The organism is Klebsiella sp. NPDC088457 (genome assembly GCF_044900465.1).
GTDB lineage: Bacteria > Pseudomonadota > Gammaproteobacteria > Enterobacterales > Enterobacteriaceae > Klebsiella.
Genome location: NZ_JBJDNH010000004.1, coordinates 77,205 through 96,520 on the forward strand (window position 1 = coordinate 77,205; position 19,316 = coordinate 96,520).

Annotated in this window: 14 protein-coding genes and 1 pseudogene; 7 read left to right on the plus strand and 8 right to left on the minus strand. The window is 55.5% G+C overall.

The features are described 5' to 3' along the window. Positions 1-342: 342 nt before the first annotated feature. Positions 343-1,386 carry a GMP reductase gene (locus ACI2JR_RS04295; RefSeq protein WP_462477954.1) on the plus strand — a complete coding sequence of 348 codons (1,044 nt, stop codon included), beginning with the start codon at positions 343-345 and terminating at the stop codon, positions 1,384-1,386. A gap of 32 nt (positions 1,387-1,418) precedes the next feature. Here ACI2JR_RS04295 and hofC read toward each other — a convergent pair. The 4 genes and pseudogenes from hofC to nadC form a co-directional block, all read right to left on the minus strand. Then, a pseudogene (gene hofC, locus ACI2JR_RS04300) lies at positions 1,419-2,614 on the minus strand (protein transport protein HofC). Continuing rightward, the gene (gene gspE / locus ACI2JR_RS04305) at positions 2,604-3,989 is read right to left on the minus strand and encodes a type II secretion system protein GspE (protein WP_462477955.1); all 1,386 of its coding nucleotides are present in this window, start codon (positions 3,987-3,989) and stop codon (positions 2,604-2,606) included. The pseudogene hofC and the gene gspE overlap by 11 nt, the downstream one beginning before the upstream one ends. A 10-nt stretch (positions 3,990-3,999) precedes the next feature. Beyond that, the gene (gene ppdD / locus ACI2JR_RS04310) at positions 4,000-4,431 is read right to left on the minus strand and encodes a prepilin peptidase-dependent pilin (protein ID WP_132729894.1); all 432 of its coding nucleotides are present in this window, start codon (positions 4,429-4,431) and stop codon (positions 4,000-4,002) included. 179 nt (positions 4,432-4,610) lie between these two features. Further along, positions 4,611-5,504, minus strand: a complete 894-nt coding sequence (nadC, locus tag ACI2JR_RS04315; protein WP_132729893.1) for a carboxylating nicotinate-nucleotide diphosphorylase — start codon at positions 5,502-5,504, stop codon at positions 4,611-4,613. 232 nt (positions 5,505-5,736) lie between these two features. Between nadC and ampD the strand changes: the two genes are divergently transcribed. Together ampD and ampE are read left to right on the plus strand one after the other, a co-directional pair. Continuing rightward, complete coding sequence (gene ampD / locus ACI2JR_RS04320) at positions 5,737-6,300, plus strand: 1,6-anhydro-N-acetylmuramyl-L-alanine amidase AmpD (RefSeq protein ID WP_132729892.1); 564 nt, start codon at positions 5,737-5,739, stop codon at positions 6,298-6,300. Beyond that, positions 6,297-7,151 (plus strand): beta-lactamase regulator AmpE, encoded by an 855-nt coding sequence (ampE, locus tag ACI2JR_RS04325; protein ID WP_132729891.1) that lies wholly within the window; start codon positions 6,297-6,299, stop codon positions 7,149-7,151. The genes ampD and ampE overlap by 4 nt, the downstream gene beginning before the upstream one ends. A gap of 101 nt (positions 7,152-7,252) precedes the next feature. On the opposite strand, the gene ACI2JR_RS04330 is transcribed toward ampE, so the two are convergent. From ACI2JR_RS04330 to aroP, 4 genes are all read right to left on the minus strand, one after another. Continuing rightward, entirely contained in the window at positions 7,253-8,620 is a 1,368-nt protein-coding gene (locus ACI2JR_RS04330; RefSeq protein ID WP_462477956.1) for a PTS transporter subunit EIIC, read from the minus strand. 42 nt (positions 8,621-8,662) lie between these two features. Beyond that, positions 8,663-9,733, minus strand: coding sequence for an SIS domain-containing protein (locus tag ACI2JR_RS04335; RefSeq protein ID WP_462477957.1), 1,071 nt, complete (start codon positions 9,731-9,733; stop codon positions 8,663-8,665). Between the two features lie 151 nt (positions 9,734-9,884). After that, positions 9,885-10,925: a LacI family DNA-binding transcriptional regulator gene (locus tag ACI2JR_RS04340; RefSeq protein ID WP_462477958.1), complete on the minus strand. Its 1,041-nt coding sequence runs from the start codon at positions 10,923-10,925 to the stop codon at positions 9,885-9,887. Between the two features lie 104 nt (positions 10,926-11,029). After that, a complete protein-coding gene (gene aroP / locus ACI2JR_RS04345) occupies positions 11,030-12,403 on the minus strand; it encodes an aromatic amino acid transporter AroP (RefSeq protein ID WP_165905721.1) in 1,374 nt (457 codons plus the stop codon). Positions 12,404-13,049: 646 nt separating this feature from the next. On the opposite strand from aroP, the gene pdhR reads away from it, so the two are divergent. From pdhR to ACI2JR_RS04365, 4 genes are all read left to right on the plus strand, one after another. After that, a complete protein-coding gene (gene pdhR, locus ACI2JR_RS04350; protein WP_004857919.1) occupies positions 13,050-13,829 on the plus strand; it encodes a pyruvate dehydrogenase complex transcriptional repressor PdhR in 780 nt (259 codons plus the stop codon). A gap of 248 nt (positions 13,830-14,077) precedes the next feature. After that, entirely contained in the window at positions 14,078-16,741 is a 2,664-nt protein-coding gene (gene aceE, locus ACI2JR_RS04355; protein ID WP_462477959.1) for a pyruvate dehydrogenase (acetyl-transferring), homodimeric type, read from the plus strand. A gap of 14 nt (positions 16,742-16,755) precedes the next feature. Next, entirely contained in the window at positions 16,756-18,648 is a 1,893-nt protein-coding gene (aceF, locus tag ACI2JR_RS04360; RefSeq protein ID WP_132729885.1) for a pyruvate dehydrogenase complex dihydrolipoyllysine-residue acetyltransferase, read from the plus strand. A 333-nt stretch (positions 18,649-18,981) separates the two neighbouring features. Further along, positions 18,982-19,316: FAD-dependent oxidoreductase (locus ACI2JR_RS04365; RefSeq protein WP_462477960.1), on the plus strand; the 335-nt coding region annotated here is incomplete at its 3' end.

A 19,316-nucleotide genomic window follows, 5' to 3' on the forward strand; every position in this document is an offset into this window, starting at 1 on the left:
CCGATCCTGAACTGACTATATACACATTACGCTGCAGAGAAGTTCGTTATTCACCCGCGCCCTGGCCTTGTGAGCGATGCCTCATCAAGGCTGTCTCGGGCCAACGAACGGCCCTCACAATATAGACTGGATTGTTTTGTATATATAAATCAAGTAGTTAAAAATAATACGCTGGACAGTGATTATCGCAAGCGCGCTATTCGCTGTTCACCAGGTAAATTTATACGATTGTAGCGTAAAAAAAGTGAAAATCGCAGTCTTGCGCAGCCCTGATTCGCGCGTATGATAACGTCACTGGAGTTGTGCTCTCACAATAATGCAATTAACCCCAGGAATTCGCACATGCGTATCGAAGAAGATCTGAAGCTTGGTTTTAAAGACGTTCTTATCCGCCCAAAACGCTCTACCCTCAAAAGCCGTTCTGATGTTCAGCTGGAACGTGAATTCACTTTTAAACATTCTGCTCAGTCCTGGTCTGGCGTGCCGATCATCGCTGCTAACATGGATACCGTTGGTACCTTTGGCATGGCGAAGGCGCTGGCCTCATTCGGTATTCTGACCGCGGTTCACAAACACTATAGCGTTGAAGAGTGGCAGGGTTTTGTCCAGTCAGTTTCTGCTGATGTGCTGAAATACGTTATGGTGTCCACCGGGACTTCTGATGTGGATTTCGAAAAAACCAAACAGATCCTCACTCAGAACCCGCAGCTCAACTTCGTCTGTATCGACGTGGCGAATGGTTATTCTGAACACTTTGTCCAGTTTGTCGCCAAAGCGCGCGAAGCCTGGCCGCAGAAAACCATCTGTGCGGGTAACGTCGTCACCGGCGAAATGTGCGAAGAACTGATTCTGTCCGGTGCCGATATTGTGAAAGTGGGCATCGGCCCGGGTTCCGTGTGCACCACCCGCGTGAAGACCGGCGTCGGCTATCCGCAGCTCTCCGCCGTGATCGAATGTGCCGATGCGGCGCACGGCCTGGGCGGGCAGATCGTCAGCGATGGCGGCTGTACCATGCCGGGCGATGTGGCGAAAGCCTTCGGCGGCGGCGCTGATTTCGTCATGCTGGGCGGAATGCTGGCGGGTCATGAAGAGAGCGGTGGTACCGTCGTTGAAGAAAACGGCGAGAAATTCATGCTGTTCTACGGAATGAGTTCTGAATCAGCGATGACGCGTCATGTTGGCGGCGTGGCGCAGTACCGCGCGGCGGAAGGTAAAACCGTTAAGCTGCCTCTGCGCGGCCCGGTGGAAAATACCGCCCGTGATATTCTCGGCGGCCTGCGTTCTGCCTGCACCTATGTGGGCGCGTCTCGTCTGAAAGAGCTAACCAAACGCACGACCTTTATTCGCGTACAGGAACAAGAGAACCGCGTGTTCAATAGCCTGTAATGCCCGCTGCCGGCGCCGTATCGCGCCGGCATTTATCCCCCCATGCCGCTAATGGCGTCACCCAGATGAAAAATGGGTAAATACATCGCCACCACCAGCACACCGACAATCGTCCCGGTAATGAGCAACAGCGCGGGTTCCAGCAGCGTCGCCAGGTTTTCGGCCTGATAATGCGTCTGTTCGCTATGGTGACGGGCGAGATTTTCCAGCATGGTATCCAGCGACCCCGATGCTTCACCGGTACGGATCAGCTGCAGGCATAGCGGCGTAAAACCTCCGCTGCGGGCGAGGGCCTGCCAGATGGGCATCCCGTGGGTAATCTGCGTATACGCGTGATGGATCCGCTGGCGCCACAGCGGGCAGCTCAGCGTTTGCTCTACGCTTTCCAGACCCTGCAGAAAGCTGATGCCGGCGCTCTGGGTGAGGGTGAGAACGGTGAAGATCTGGCTGAGCGACTGCCCGCGCATCAGCTTACCGGCCACCGGCAGGGCGTGAAGCATTTTTTGTCGCTGCAGCAGCCAGTGCGGGCGACGACGGGCAAGACGGTTCAGGAGAGCAGGTAACACCAGCAGCAGAATCAGCGCTGGCTGAGACTTTCGCTGGCGGCAATAACAAGCCGCGTCAGTAGCGGTAGTGGCGTATTAAACGTTTGATAGATAGCGGAAAATTCAGGAAGAACAAACCACAACATCGCGGTAATGACCAGCAGCGCCATGCTCAAAATGATGAGGGGATAGCGCAGCGCTTTTTTGACTTTCTCCGCCAGCTGCTGCTGTTCCCGCTGCTGGTGAGCGAGCTGCAGGCAGCACAGATCCAGTTTACCGGTGAGCTCACCGGTGCGGATCATCGCCAGATAGAGTGGAGGAAAGGCCTGCGGCCATTTCTCCAGAGCGTCAGAGAGTGAAATGCCCTGTGTCAGCTCCTGAGCCAAAGAGCGCAGCAGGGCCTGCCACTGCGGGGTAGACTGCTGCTGCGCCAGCAGTTCGAGCCCTTCAGCCAGAGGAAGCCCGGCCTGCAGGAGCGCGGCCAGCTGGCGCACAATCTGGCCACTGTAGCGCGGGTGCCAGAGCGCATTTTTGACCGCGCAACGGCGAAGCGTCAGCGGAATAATGCGTTCATGCTGAAGCGTCTGCAAGGCCGCCAGTCGGCTACTTTCCCATAACGTCCCCTGACAGGGGGCGCCCCGGGTATCGACCCCTTGCCAGCACCAGAGACGGTCAGTTGCCATGAGGGATCCCCAGTACGCGTATCACTTCCTCGAAGTTGGTCAGCCCTTGCCCGACCGCCTGACAGCCGCTTTCAAACAAGGTCATCATCCCGGACTCGCGCGCCAGAGATTCGACTTCCGCGGCGCTAAGGCCGTGGGCAATGGCCAGGCGCAGCGCGCTATTCACCGGCAGCAGTTCAAAGAGCGCCTGGCGGCCATAGTAGCCGTGATAGCACTGCGGGCAGCCCACCGCCTGCCAACGAGGGAGCGGATGTGGCCACAGGTTGTGCGGTACCTCGACGGTATCCCCGGTCTCACGGCGGCAGTGTACGCACAGTTTACGCACCAGGCGCTGAGCGATGACCAGCGACAGCGCGGAAGAGATCATCCAGCTGGCCACGCCCATTTGCTGCAGGCGGACAAGGGTCTCGCTGGTGGAGTTGGTATGCAGCGTCGAGAGCACCAGGTGCCCGGTTTGCGCCGCTTTAATGGCAATTTCTGCGGTTTCCGCATCGCGAATTTCACCGACCATAACGATGTCAGGATCCTGACGTAACAGCGCGCGCAGGACGCTGTGAAACGTGAGCCCGGAGCGGGTGTTAATCTGCGTCTGGTTCATCCCGGCGATAGGGATTTCCAGCGGGTCCTCGACGCTACAGATGTTGACCTGCTCCTGATTTCTGGCCTGCAGCGCGCTATAGAGGGTGACGGTTTTACCGCTGCCGGTGGGGCCGGTGACCAGGAGCAGGCCCTGCGGCTGGCTGAGCGCCGCGCGAAAGGCGGCGAGCTGAGGGGATGACAGCCCCAACGCTTCCAGCTCCAGCGCCTGTTCTACCTGATGCAGTAAACGCAGAACGATTTTTTCCCCGTGACGGCAGGGGAGCGTGGCAATACGAAAAGAGACCGGGCGGCCGCACAGGGTCAGGGTAAACTGGCCGTCCTGCGGCAGACGATGCTCGGCGATGTCCAGATTGCCGAGCACCTTAAGGCGCGCGGCGATCGGGGCTGCGAGTTCTGATGGCAGAAGCGGGAGCGGGTGGAGTACGCCATCGACCCGCAGGCGGATCCGCAGGTTATTCTCCTCGGGTTCGATATGAATATCGGATGCCCGTTGACGTAGCGCCTGCTCAAGGACCTGATTAACCCGTTCGATAATACCGGGCGCGGTATCGCCGCCGACAGGAAGTGAGGGGGGAGCGGAAGCATGTTGCCGCTTATTCATCTGGTCCTGGCTCCAGCACTCGATATCGATTCGTTTCTGCGTGGCGAAGCGCAGCGCCTCCAGCAGTTCCGGCGCCGGAGCATCGACCACCGCGATCGCGATGGTTTGTTCATCGCTGTTCAGCAGCAGGGCGTGGTAGCGCAGGCAGAGAGGGATTAATTGTTCAGCTTTCATTGCGGCGGTCTCAGTTTACGCGAAAGACGTCTTCGCAGGCCTGTTTGAGCTCGCCGTTGCTGGCAATCCCGCAGACGCGCTGCCAGCCGGTAATGCCGCCTGCGTTATCCCAGACTGGGGTCATAGTAACGCTCAGGCCATTGAGGCTCTCCTGACCATCCAGGGTGACAATACCCTGCGCCACGCTCATCGCGGCGACGTAACGCGTGGTGGTCGGGGAGGGGATGCCGTTGCTGCCGCCATCACAGCTGGTGAGACCGCCGTGTTCGAGAGCGCATAATTCAATGGCCGTGCGGTACGGCACAAAGGTTTGCAGCATGTCGGTGAGGGCCGCTTTGCGCAGGTAGTTCTGGTAGGCCGGAATGCCAATGGCGCTCAGGATGGCAATGATCCCAATGACCACCATCAGTTCGATCAGAGTAAAACCGCGTTGTCTGTCCATAAGTGCTCCTGGTTATTTTTGGGCACTGTGACGGGCTTTCGCTGCGATGGCGACGGAGAAATGAGAAGGCGGGGAACGGGGTTCCAGGCTTTTTGCGATGATTGCAGGCGGAGCGGCGAGAGATATAAGCGGCCTCGCAAAAGGCAACCCCGGTCGGTGACGGAAACCGGGGAAGGTTATCAGCGAAAACGCATGGAAAGATCAAGCGCGCGCACGTGTTTGGTCAGCGCGCCGACGGAGATGTAATCAACGCCGGTTTCGGCAAATTCGCGGATAGTGTTGAAGGTGACATTGCCGGAGACTTCCAGTGCCGCCTGACCGTTGTTCCGCTTCACCGCTTCACGCATCAGGTCGGTGGTGAAGTTGTCGAGCATGATGATATCCGCGCCAGCTTTGAGCGCTTCATCCAGCTCATCAAGCGACTCTACCTCCACTTCCACCGGCACATCCGGGTGCATCCAGAAGGCTTTTTCCACCGCCTGGCGTACCGAGCCCGAGGCAATAATGTGGTTTTCTTTGATCAGGAAAGCATCGGATAGCCCCAGCCGATGGTTTGCGCCGCCGCCGCACAAGACGGCATACTTCAGCGCGGTGCGCAGACCTGGTAGGGTTTTACGTGTATCCAGCAGTTGGGTTTTGGTTCCCGCCAGCAGGTTCACATAGCGACGCACTTCGCTGGCGACGCCGGATAAGGTCTGCACGAAGTTCAGCGCGGTGCGCTCACCGGTCAGCAGCAGGCGGGAGGGACCATCCAGTTCGAACAACGGCTGGTCCGCCTTAATCGTATCGCCATCCTCGACGTGCCAGGTGAGGCTGACATCGTCGCCAGCCAGCTGAATAAACACTTCTTCAACCCAGCGCTTACCGCAAAATACACCGTCCTCGCGAGTAATGATGACCGCATGCGAGCGCGCGTCTTCCGGCAATAATTGCGCGCTAATATCGTTGTTAGCATTGACCTCGCCACCGAGATCTTCGCGCAGTGACTGGGCGACGGCAGCGGTGATATCCTGGTTAATGCGCTCCAGCAGCGCGTCACGGCGGCGGTCGGGATTGTAGCGACGAGGCGACATGATAAAGCTCCAGATAGATAAGATTCAGCAGTGGGAAACATGCTAACCTGAACAGCGTTTCTACACCATATACACTTCGTTGTTCAGGGCATCTCCGCACCGGCTGTTCTTCCGCTTCCGGGGCGTGATTCGCGAGTTGTCCTGCCGCGATCGGAACGATTTGTGTATGATAATCAGCATCCTTTGGGCCATGGGCGGCCCGGGATCATGAGTTAGCGAAAGGAGACTCCACATGCAGTTGAATGGGGGATGGCTGGTGGATGCGCGTCGGGTTCCTTCGCCGCACCATGATTGCCGCCCGGATGATGAAGCCCCTTCCTTATTGGTGGTGCATAATATTAGTCTGCCGCCGGGTGAATTTGGCGGCCCGTGGATTGATGCCTTGTTCAGCGGCACGCTCGATGCCAATGCTCATCCTTTCTTTGCCGAAATCGCTCATCTGCGCGTTTCGGCGCATTGTCTGATTCGTCGTGATGGCGAAATCGTGCAGTATGTTCCTTTCGATAAGCGCGCATGGCACGCGGGCGTCTCCAGCTATCATGGGCGCGAACGCTGTAATGACTTTTCGATTGGTATTGAGCTGGAAGGGACCGACACTCTGGCTTATACCGATGCGCAGTACCAACAGCTGGCGGCAGTCGCACAGCAGCTGATCGCGCTGTATCCGGCCATCGCTGACAATATCACGGGCCATAGCGATATTGCGCCGGTGCGGAAAACGGATCCCGGTCCGGCTTTTGACTGGGCAAAATTTCGCGGTCTGTTGGCCGCTTCGTCAGATAAGGAGATGCCATGACGTTGTTTACTACGCTGCTGGTACTCATCGCTGAGCGTCTGTTTAAGCTCGGTGAACACTGGCAGCTCGATCACCGGCTGGAAGTGCTGTTTCGCCGGGTGAAGCATTTTTCGCTGCCTGGTACCCTGCTGATGACCGCCGCGGCCATGGCGGTGGTGTTTATCATTCAGCGCGCGCTGCACGGGGTGTTGTTTAATGTCCCACTGCTGGTTTTCTGGATTTTACTGGGCCTGCTGTGCATCGGCGCGGGCAGGGTGCGCCTGCACTATCATGCTTATCTGCAAGCCGCATCACGTAACGATCGCCATGCCTGCGATGCAATGGCCAGCGAACTAACGCTCATCCACGGCGTGCCGCCGGGCTGTGACACCCGCGAATTCCTCAGCGAGTTGCAAAACGCGCTTCTGTGGATTAACTACCGCTACTACCTGGCGCCGCTGTTCTGGTTTGTGGTCGGTGGGCAGTGGGGGCCGATCACGTTGATTGGCTACTGCGTTCTGCGCGCCTGGCAGACGTGGCTGGCGCGTTACCAGACCCCACGCCATCGCTTACAGTCGGGCATTGATGCCATTCTGCACGTGGTGGACTGGCTGCCGGTACGACTGGTTGGCGTGGTGTATGCGTTAATTGGTCATGGCGAAAGGGCTCTTCCTGCCTGGTTCGCCTCGCTGGGCGATCGCCACTCTTCGCAGTACCAGGTCCTGACCCGACTGGCGCAGTATTCGCTGGCGCGCGAGCCGCACGTGGATAAAGTCGCAACGCCGAAAGCGGCGGTTTCGATGGCCAAGAAAACCTCGCTGGTGGTGGTGGTGATCATGGCGCTGCTGACGATTTACGGGACCTTGATTTAAGCCCTACCCGCCGTGGGCGGGGTTTTATGGCGTATCAGCAGGCGGGATGCCGAAGTCGGGCATCCCGTTTTCCTGCCAGCGAACCCGTGACGGCCTGAAAATCAGCGCTGCCCGGCGGCAGAGACTAAGGTGCGTGTTTTACCGTAAATAATCGTCAGGATCGCCGGGACGCTGAAGGCGACGACGATGGCTATCACCTCGTAGATAGCTTTTGATTCCGGGCCGCTGAACAGACCCAATTCGAATACATTCAGCACCGGCAGGAAGCTGTAGGTTTTTACCCGCAACAGCCCGGTGATCGCTCCCCCCATTGCGGCGCCGATGCAGCCGAAGATAAACAACATCCGGTATTTCAGGTTCACGCCGTACAGAGCCGGTTCGGTTATGCCGAAGAAGGCTGAGATCGATGCTGAGATCGCGAGCTGTTTGTCCTTAAGGTTGCGGGCGATAAAAATAGCGCCGAATGCTGCCCCGAACTGCCCCATGACCGCTGACATAAACATTGCCATTACCGTGTCGTAACCGTTCACCTGCATGTTGATCAGCGCAATCGGGATAATGCCCCAGTGTACGCCAAACACGACGAACAGCTGGCCAATCCCCGCCAGCAGCGCGCCAGAGAGCATTGGACTGAGATTGTAGAGCCATGTGTAGCTGTTGGCGATGCCGATCCCGACATAATCGGCAATGGGGCCAATCACCGTAAACACGACAAAACCGCAGATAATTAGCGACAGGCAGGGGACAAATACCAGCGCCGCGACTTCTGGCACCACTTTTTTGCACCAGCGTTCGACGTAGCTCAGAAACCAGACCGCAAAGATCGCCGGGATTACCGCACCTCCGTAAATCTTCAGCGGAAAGGTGAGGTGAAAGAGCTCCACGCTGTTGGGGGTTGCGGCGTCGGTAAGCGGGAAGATCATCGCGGCAGTCAGCGCCAGTGCGGTGAAACGACTGGTCTTAAATTTATCCGCGGCGGTCACGGCAATAAACATCGGTAACATGACGAATACGCCGCTGGAGAGCGCATTGAAGACCACGAACAGCCAGGATTTTGTCGAGATAAGATCCATCGTTTGTAGTAGAACCACCAGCCCTTTCACCACCCCGACTCCGGCCAGGACGCCAATGTAGGGAGTAAAGATTGCCGACAGTGTCGCCAGCAGACGGTTAAACAAAGAAGTTTTGACGACCTCTGGGGTTGTGGTATCGCTATGAACGGGCATCAGGGTGTTCATAGCGGCGTAAATTTTTTCAACCTTCGGGCCAATGACTATCTGGAACTGGCTGCCGTTGTTGACCAGTTTGACCACCTCGGGGAGCTTGTACAGCTGTTCCTCATCGATCAGGGCCTCATCCTTGAGGTTCAGGCGTAGACGGGTTGCGCAGTGAGTCGCATGTTCAATGTTTTCCCGGCCACCCACGGCGGAGAGGATCTGTTCTGCAATGGTATTAAATTGAGTCGCCATAACGAGGCACCTTATAGAAATAGGTAGGGTACAGGCTGTAGATCAGGCGTAATCGCCTGGTTTGGTTTTGCTTTTTACGGCCACGCCGAAGTCGGTAAAGATACGCTGTGGCAAGTTATTGCCTTTTGCTTCGGCAATATGGTGTGCGAGGATTTGGAACGGGACGATCAGCAGCAGTGGCGCCACGGTTTCCGGAACGTTGATACCCAGCGCCAGGGTATGTGGATCGTCGCTTTCGCCCGGAGTGACGGTATAGACTGAGGCGGTATGCCGCTGTTCGTATTGGCGCAGTAGCAGCAGACGTTCGCGAGCGATGCCCGGTACATCGAGGAAAAACAGACGATGCTGCGAATTAATTTCAAAATATGGTCCATGCATAAACACTTCCATCTCAATTCCCTGTGACGGTACGCGCACGGTCTCGGTGAATTTGGTTGCCATCTCCATGCATACCCCGACCGCCGGACCATAGCCGATACTGGTGAAACGTGGGGACGAGACCAGATCGTCGTGCCAGCGGCGGAAGAAAATTTCGGTCGCCTCGATAATGCTCGGGATTGCACCTACCGCCTCACGCAGCATCTTCAGTTCCCGCTGTTCACAGGCTTCATCAATGGCATCAATGCTCCGGGCATGGCGCAGGCCCATTAGCATCAGCGTCAGGATCGTCGCAACATAACCCTTGGTGACGTAGCCGACACGTTCTTCACCGATATCCAGTAGCACAAGGCGATCGGCAGTTCTGGCGAGTTCGCTTTGCGGTTTGCTGGTTACACCTAGGGTATTGACCGGGAACTGCTGCTTTAGCGCCGCCAGGGCGTGCAGGGTTGAGGTGCTTTCTCCGCTCTGGGAAACGGCGACGACGGTGCGGACTGCCGGGTTGTGTTTTTCAAAATGCTGATAGTGGAATGGTTCGGCGATGCTGACGCGCACGGCGGAGAGACTTTCGATGTAATACTTAGCGCTGACGGCGGCGTTTACGCTGGAGCCGGTCGCCAGAATCAGCCACTCGCTGTCGTCGGCGATGGCCGGAATATTCTGCGGATAGTTATCCAGAATATGCGCAAGCGTGGCCTGCTCTTCGTGGATATAGGTCATCATCGTGGGTTTCATTGGGTCGCTCCGCTATGGGGATATGGGGGAAAAAAACTGAAAGCGTTTTCAGTAAAATATTATGAAATAAAATTAACCGTCAATTTTGTTGATTGTTATCTGTGATGATGATCTTGATTTTTTATCCGGCCGGGTTGCTGCCGGGCGACAATTAGGCGGATTCCGCGGGGAGAAGCAGAGGAGTAATCGGAGTGGATTCAGGCAACCTATCCTGCAACAGCATCATCATTTGATTAATAACCTGTTGACCAAGTTCGTTATTTTTATGATCGACGGTAGTGATACGCGGGATGAAATATTCGCTACCGGGGAAATATTCACAGCTGGCGACGGCAATATCATCAGGAACCGACAGTTTATGATCTTTCAAGGCGCGGATGGCCCCCATCGCCACGCGATCGTTGATCGCCAGCAGCGCCTGGGGTAGGGGGCGGCCGGATTTCAGCAGCTGCTCTACGGCCTGATACCCGTGCTGTGGGTAGAAGTTGGTCTCGACGATCGGCACTGACTTCGCCGGGATTCCCGCTTCCTCCAGAGTCTGCAGAAAGGCGCCGATACGCTGGCCGGTCATATATACGCCGGAGGATCCGCCGATAAATGCGAGGTCGCGATAGCCTTTTTCCAGCAGATAGCGGGCGATCATGATGACACAATTGACCTGATCTCGCTGCAGGCAGGTGTAGTGGTAGCGTGCGAGTTTACGACCAACGACGATCACCGGCAGTACTGCAATAAGCTTTTGTAAACCTTCAAGATAGCCGTCTGGAATGGTCAGGTAGTCGATATTACCGCCGAGAATAATGACGCCGTCGAGCTGGCTATCGATAATACTGCTGAAGATCTGGTCTTCAGCGACGATTGGCTCCGGGCCACTGCGCTTGTTTGCTGATTGGGTATCAAACAGGACAATTTTGTATCCGGCCTGCAGACAGGATTTTTCAATCTGCTCAACCAGAGTGGCAAAGTAGGGGTTGGTAATATCGGATACCACAATCGCCAGCGTCATACTCTTGCGAGAAATCATGCTGCGTGCCATCAGGTTAGGGCTGAACTGGTGTTCGTCGATCACCTTTTGTACTTTGGCGCGCGTTTTGTCAGACACCCAGCTATTTTTGTTGAGAACCCGCGAAACGGTGGCGATAGAGACGTTAGCCAGCTCGGCAATATCCTTGATAGTGAGGTTTTTTTTCATTGGCCACCCAGGTCCTTTTGTCAACGGTAACGACAGGATGGTACATCACTTTTGGCGGAGGGTGAACGCTCTGTACCCAATGAGGTACAGAGCATGGAGAAGGACTAATGGACTTTTACCGTGCCGGCGTTTTTCTGTTTAAACAGATAGCCGATACCCAGAACCGCAATCCATACCGGGATCAGGTAAACGGAAATCGCCATGCCTGGGGTCATCAGCATAATCACCAGCACCGCCACCATGAACAGCAGGCAGACCCAGTTACCGACCGGGTAAAACAGCGCCGGGAAGCGAGAGATCACGCCCTGCTGCTGTTTTGCGCGACGGAACTTGATATGCGCCAGGCTAATCATCGCCCAGTTAATCACCAGCGCCGAGACCACCAGCGCCATCAACAGGCCAAACGCCGACTCCGGCGCCAGGTAGTTAATCAGTACGCACAGGGCGGTGACCACCGCAGAGACCAGAATCGTGTTGACCGGTACGCCGCGTTTGTCGACGCTCATCAGCGCTTTCGGCGCGTTGCCCTGTTGAGCCAGGCCAAACAGCATTCGGCTGTTGCAATATACGCAGCTGTTGTACACGGAAAGCGCCGCGGTCAGCACCACCACGTTGAGCGCGTTAGCCACGAAGGTATCGCCCAGCTCGTGGAAGATCAGAACGAAGGGGCTGGTATCCGCGGTTACGCGCGTCCACGGCAGCAGTGAAAGCAGAACCGCCAGCGAGCCGACATAGAAAATCAGAATGCGGTAGATAACCTGATTGGTGGCTTTGGGAATGCTCTGCTCCGGGTTATCCGCCTCTGCGGCAGTAATCCCCACCAGCTCAAGACCGCCAAACGAGAACATGATGATGGCCATCATCATCACCAGCCCGGTGAAGCCATGCGGGAGAAAGCCGCCCTGATCCCACAGGTTACGAACGGTGGCCTGCGGGCCGCCGTTGCCGCTGAACAGCAGCCAGCCGCCGAAAAGAATCATCGCCACGACGGCGACCACTTTAATAATGGCGAACCAGAACTCCATTTCACCAAACACTTTGACGTTGGTCAGGTTGATGGCGTTGATGGCGATAAAGAACACGGCGGCGGAAACCCAGGTCGGGATCTCTGGCCACCAGAACTGGATATATTTCCCGACGGCGGTCAGCTCGGCCATGGCCACCAGAACGTACAGCACCCAGTAGTTCCAGCCGGAGGCAAAGCCGGCAAAACCCCCCCAGTATTTATAGGCGAAATGACTGAATGACCCTGCCACAGGTTCTTCTACGACCATCTCACCCAGCTGACGCATGATCAGGAAGGCGATAAAACCGGCGATTGCATAGCCCAGAATGATGCCCGGACCCGCGGATTGAATAACGGATGCGCTGCCCAGAAACAGGCCGGTGCCGATCGCACCGCCCAGGGCAATAAGCTGAATATGGCGGTTTTTCAGGCCGCGCTTGAGCCGATCGCCATGCTGTTGACCTTCCATCATGAAACCTCGTGTGTGGTTATTCTGTTTATACGCGTCATCCTTCAGGCTGCTGCTTCGTGGTCTGTCCCTGCCAGAGATAGCATAGCTATCAATATTCAAGGGAGCTTTGGTCCGCGCAGTCCTGAGGTATTCAGCTTACATATTGTTGTGTGGGTGTAATTACGAAATTCCGTTTCCGTATTAATTACTTTACGCAAGGCGAAATATAAAATCATCAAAAGGCCTTTCGTCTCATGGAGAATAGTGATAAGCGCCAGCGAATGCACCTGCTTTATGAAGGGGTGATGACGAAGCGAACAAAAAGAAACCATTTGTAAATGGCCCGCGGCTCAGGAGGGAATGGTTGAGTTGGTTTTTTATTCACTTAAATAGAATAAAAAACCATGTTTTTCTGAGTTGAATCGGTTCAGATAGCGTAACTTTTCGTTTCATAAAGGTTAACGCTACCTCTTATTGGGTAAATGCATCATTTGTGTGAAGTTACAATTCTGAAATGTTATTTCTGTAAGGTTGTTAAAATGTGCGTGGTTTACTGATTTCAATCAAAACCTGTATGGACAGAAGGTGAATACTTTGTTACTTTACCGATACGAACTGCGAATTGGTAAGACCAATTGACTACGGGCTAATGGCAGAGACAGGGAATATGGCCTACAGCAAAATCCGCCAACCAAAACTATCCGATGTGATAGAGCAGCAGCTTGAGTTTTTAATCCTTGAGGGGACCTTACGCCCCGGTGAAAAACTCCCGCCTGAACGCGAACTGGCCAAACAGTTCGACGTTTCCCGTCCCTCGCTGCGTGAGGCGATTCAACGCCTCGAAGCCAAGGGCCTGTTGCTTCGTCGCCAGGGCGGTGGAACTTTTGTACAAAGCAGCCTGTGGCAGAGCTTCAGCGACCCGCTGGTAGAGCTACTGTCCGATCACCCTGAATCCCAATTTGACCTGCTGGAAACCCGTCACGCGCTGGAAGGCATCGCGGCTTATTACGCGGCGCTACGCAGCAATGATGCCGACCGCGAACGTATTCGCGAGCTGCATCAGGCTATCGAACGGGCTCAGCAGTCCGGCGATCTTGACGCCGAATCCGATGCCGTCGTCCAGTATCAAATTGCCGTCACCGAAGCGGCGCATAATGTCGTGCTGCTCCATCTGCTACGCTGCATGGAGCCGATGCTCGCGCAAAACGTTCGTCAGAACTTTGAATTGTTGTACGCCCGTCGGGAAATGCTCCCACAGGTCAGCAATCATCGTACTCGTATTTTCGAGGCGATAATCGCCGGGGAGCCGGAGCAGGCGCGTGAAGCGTCGCATCGCCACCTGGCGTTCATTGAAGAAATTTTGCTGGATCGTAGCCGTGAGGAAAGTCGTCGAGAACGCTCACTGCGCCGTTTACAGCAACGGAAAGATGAGAACTCCGGTTCTTAAGCGCCATTTTTTAGAGCGCGGCAACTAAACGCAGAACCTGTCTTATTGCGCTTTTAGTTTCAGCAGCCCTAAATAATTCGGCTTGTATCGCGGCGGCAAGCGTCGGAATCCCCGGGAGCATAGTTAACTCTGTGACTGGGGGGAGGACGAGAAGCCAACAATGAGACAATCCGAAGTATGACGGGCAAAGAGTGCAATGGGACAGGTTCCAGATTAATCAACGATTAGATAGATAAGGAATAACCCCCATGTCAGAACGTTTACCAAATGACGTGGATCCGATCGAAACTCGCGACTGGCTACAGGCGATCGAATCGGTCATCCGTGAAGAAGGTGTTGAGCGTGCTCAGTATCTGATTGACCAACTCCTTTCTGAAGCCCGCAAAGGCGGGGTACAGGTTGCTGCTGGCACATCTACGGGCAGTTACGTCAACACTATTGCCGTTGAAGATGAACCGGAATACCCGGGTAATCTGGATCTGGAACGCCGAATTCGTTCTGCGATTCGTTGGAACGCCATCATGACCGTTCTGCGCGCATCGAAAAAAGATCTCGAACTGGGCGGCCACATGGCTTCCTTCCAGTCCTCCGCGACCTTCTACGAAGTCTGCTTCAACCACTTCTTCCGCGCCCGCAACGAGCAGGATGGCGGCGATCTGGTTTACTTCCAGGGCCACATCTCCCCGGGCGTATACGCGCGTGCGTTCCTCGAAGGCCGTCTGACTGAAGAGCAGATGAACAACTTCCGTCAGGAAGTTCACGGTAAGGGGCTGTCTTCTTATCCGCACCCGAAACTGATGCCGGAATTCTGGCAGTTCCCGACCGTATCCATGGGTCTGGGCCCGATCGGTGCTATCTATCAGGCTAAATTCCTCAAGTATCTGGAACACCGCAGTCTGAAAGACACCTCGAAACAAACCGTTTACGCCTTCCTGGGCGACGGCGAGATGGACGAGCCGGAATCTAAAGGCGCGATCACCATCGCTACCCGTGAAAAACTGGATAACCTGGTCTTCGTCATCAACTGCAACCTGCAGCGTCTGGACGGCCCGGTCACCGGTAACGGCAAAATCATTAACGAACTGGAAGGCATCTTCGCCGGTGCCGGCTGGAACGTTATCAAGGTTATCTGGGGCGGTCGTTGGGATGAGCTGCTGCGTAAAGACACCAGCGGCAAGCTGATTCAACTGATGAACGAAACCGTTGACGGCGACTACCAGACCTTTAAATCAAAAGACGGCGCCTACGTTCGCGAGCACTTCTTCGGTAAATATCCGGAAACCGCCGCGCTGGTTGCTGACTGGACTGACGAGCAGATCTGGGCCCTGAACCGCGGCGGCCACGATCCGAAGAAAGTCTATGCTGCACTGAAAAAAGCGCAGGAAACCAAAGGCAAAGCGACCGTCATCCTGGCGCATACCATTAAAGGGTATGGCATGGGCGACACCGCTGAAGGTAAAAACATCGCTCACCAGGTGAAGAAAATGAACATGGACGGCGTACGCTACGTCCGCGATCGTTTCAGCGTCCCGGTAGCCGATGCCGATATCGAAAAACTGCCGTACGTGACCTTCCCGGAAGGTTCCGAAGAGCACACCTATCTGCACGCTCAGCGTCAGAAACTGCACGGCTATCTGCCGACCCGTCAGCCTAACTTCACCGAGAAGCTGGAGCTGCCGACCCTCGAAGATTTCGGCCCGCTGCTGGAAGAGCAGAACAAAGAAATCTCTACCACCATTGCCTTCGTTCGTGCTCTGAACGTGATGCTGAAGAACAAATCGATTAAAGATCGTCTGGTGCCGATCATCGCCGATGAAGCGCGTACTTTCGGTATGGAAGGTCTGTTCCGTCAAATCGGTATCTACAGCCCGAACGGTCAGCAGTACACCCCGCAGGACCGTGAGCAGGTTGCTTACTATAAAGAAGACGAGAAAGGTCAGATCCTGCAGGAAGGTATCAACGAACTGGGCGCAGGCGCATCCTGGCTGGCGGCGGCAACGTCTTACAGCACCAACAACCTGCCGATGATCCCGTTCTACATCTACTACTCGATGTTCGGTTTCCAGCGTATCGGCGACCTGTGCTGGCAGGCTGGCGATCAGCAGGCTCGCGGCTTCCTGGTAGGGGGCACTTCCGGTCGTACGACGCTGAACGGCGAAGGTCTGCAGCACGAAGATGGCCACAGCCATATTCAGTCTCTGACTATCCCGAACTGTATCTCTTACGATCCGTCTTATGCGTACGAAGTTGCGGTCATCATGCATGATGGTCTGGAGCGTATGTACGGTGAGAAACAAGAGAACGTTTACTACTACATCACCACGCTGAATGAAAACTACCACATGCCGGCGATGCCAGCAGGCGCCGAGGAAGGTATCCGTAAAGGTATCTACAAACTCGAAACCATCGAAGGTAGCAAAGGTAAAGTTCAGCTGCTGGGCTCCGGTTCGATCCTGCGTCACGTCCGTGAAGCAGCCGGGATCCTGGCGAAAGACTACGGCGTAGGTTCTGACGTCTACAGCGTGACCTCGTTCACTGAACTGGCGCGTGATGGCCAGGACTGCGAGCGTTGGAACATGCTGCACCCGCTGGAAACCCCGCGTGTACCGTACATCGCTCAGGTGATGAACGACGCGCCGGCCGTTGCATCTACCGACTATATGAAACTGTTCGCCGAGCAGGTCCGTACCTATGTACCGGCTGATGACTACCGCGTACTGGGTACTGACGGTTTCGGTCGTTCCGACAGCCGTGAGAACCTGCGTCACCACTTCGAAGTTGATGCTTCCTATGTGGTTGTAGCGGCGCTGGGCGAACTGGCTAAACGTGGTGAAATCGATAAGAAAGTGGTTGCCGATGCAATCATCAAATTCAACATCGATGCAGAAAAAGTTAACCCGCGTCTGGCGTAAGAGGTAAAAGAATAATGGCTATCGAAATCAACGTACCGGATATCGGGGCAGATGAAGTTGAAATCACCGAAATCCTGGTCAAAGTTGGCGACAAAGTTGAAGCTGAACAGTCGCTGATCACCGTAGAAGGCGACAAAGCCTCTATGGAAGTCCCGTCTCCGCAGGCAGGCGTGGTCAAAGAGATCAAAGTCTCTGTCGGCGACAAAACCGAGACCGGTAAACTGATCATGATTTTCGATTCCGCCGACGGTGCAGCAGACGCTGCACCTGCGAAGGAAGAGAAGCAAGAAGCGGCACCGGCACCGGCAGCAGCACCTGCTGCGGCAGCGGCAAAAGAGGTTCATGTACCGGATATCGGCGGTGACGAAGTTGAAGTCACTGAGATCATGGTCAAAGTGGGCGACACCGTTGCGGCTGAACAGTCGCTGATCACCGTAGAAGGCGACAAAGCTTCTATGGAAGTCCCGGCGCCGTTCGCGGGCACCGTGAAAGAAATCAAAATCAACACCGGCGACAAAGTGTCCACCGGCTCGCTGATCATGGTCTTCGAAGTGGCTGGCGCCGCTGCTCCGGCAGCACCTGCGCAGGCTGCTGCACCGGCTGCCGCGGCACCTGCTGCAACCGGCGTGAAAGACGTTAACGTACCGGACATCGGCGGCGACGAAGTTGAAGTCACTGAAGTGATGGTCAAAGTCGGCGATAAAGTTGCCGCTGAGCAGTCGCTGATCACCGTAGAAGGCGACAAAGCCTCTATGGAAGTTCCGGCGCCGTTCGCGGGCACCGTGAAAGAAATCAAAATCAGCACCGGCGACAAAGTGTCCACCGGCTCGCTGATTATGGTCTTCGAAGTGGAAGGCGCTGCGCCTGCCGCGGCTCCGGCTGCTGCTGCTCCGGCACCTGCTGCTAGCGCACCGGCTCCGGCGACAAAAACGGCAGCACCGGCGGCGAAAGCCGAAGGCAAATCTGAGTTCGCTGAAAACGACGCTTATGTTCACGCGACTCCGCTGATTCGCCGTCTGGCGCGCGAGTTCGGCGTTAACCTGGCGAAAGTGAAAGGTTCTGGCCGTAAAGGTCGTATCCTGCGCGAAGACGTTCAGGCGTATGTGAAAGACGCGGTTAAACGTGCTGAGTCTGCACCTGCCGCCGCGACCGGCGGCGGTCTGCCGGGCATGCTGCCATGGCCGAAAGTGGACTTCAGCAAGTTTGGCGAAGTGGAAGAAGTCGAGCTGGGTCGCATCCAGAAAATCTCTGGTGCTAACCTGAGCCGTAACTGGGTGATGATCCCGCACGTTACGCACTTCGACAAAACCGACATCACCGATCTGGAAGCCTTCCGCAAGCAGCAGAACGCTGAAGCTGAGAAGCGTAAACTGGACGTGAAATTCACGCCGGTTGTCTTCATCATGAAAGCCGTGGCCGCTGCGCTTGAGCAGATGCCGCGCTTCAACAGCTCGCTGTCTGAAGATGCGCAGCGTCTGACGCTGAAGAAATACATCAACATCGGTGTCGCGGTTGACACGCCGAATGGTCTGGTTGTTCCGGTATTTAAAGACGTGAACAAGAAGAGCATTACCGAGCTGTCTCGTGAACTGACGGTGATCTCGAAGAAAGCGCGTGACGGTAAGCTGACTGCGGGCGAAATGCAGGGCGGTTGCTTCACCATCTCCAGCATCGGCGGCCTGGGGACAACCCACTTCGCGCCGATTGTTAACGCGCCGGAAGTGGCTATCCTCGGTGTGTCCAAATCCGCGATGGAGCCGGTGTGGAATGGTAAAGAGTTTGTGCCGCGTCTGATGATGCCAATCTCTCTGTCCTTCGACCACCGTGTGATCGATGGTGCTGATGGTGCGCGCTTTATCACCATCATCAACAACATGCTGAGCGACATTCGCCGCCTGGTGATGTAAGCGAAAAGCCGGCCTGACGGCCGGCTTTTTTCTGCTAATCCCGTCTTCGTTTCGGGGTTACCAGCAACAAAGGACAAAATCGTTTGCCGTTTGTTGTTTCAAAATTGTTAACAATTTTGTAAAATGCAGGCGGATAGAACGTCCCGGTGGACATGGGCGTAATTTACACAAAATAATTCGAGTTGCGTCAAGGCGGCAAGGGAGTGAATCCCTGGAGCGTACAAGCAGTACGTAACCCGGGGTGAGCGAGCGCAGCCAACGCAGAGGCGGCTTGAAGGATGAAGTGTATAACAATAGCGTCAGACCCGCCGGATACAAACTACAGAGGTCATGATGAGTACTGAAATTAAAACTCAGGTCGTGGTACTTGGGGCAGGTCCTGCAGGTTATTCTGCTGCCTTCCGTTGCGCTGATTTAGGTCTGGAAACCGTCATCGTAGAACGTTACAACACCCTCGGCGGTGTTTGCCTGAACGTCGGTTGTATCCCTTCTAAAGCACTGCTGCACGTTGCTAAAGTTATCGAAGAAGCGAAAGCGCTGGCCGAGCACGGCATCGTTTTCGGTGAGCCGAAAACTGACATTGACAAGATCCGCACCTGGAAAGAAAAAGTCATCACTCAGCTGACCGGTGGTCTGGCTGGCATGGCCAAAGGTCGTAAAGTGAAGGT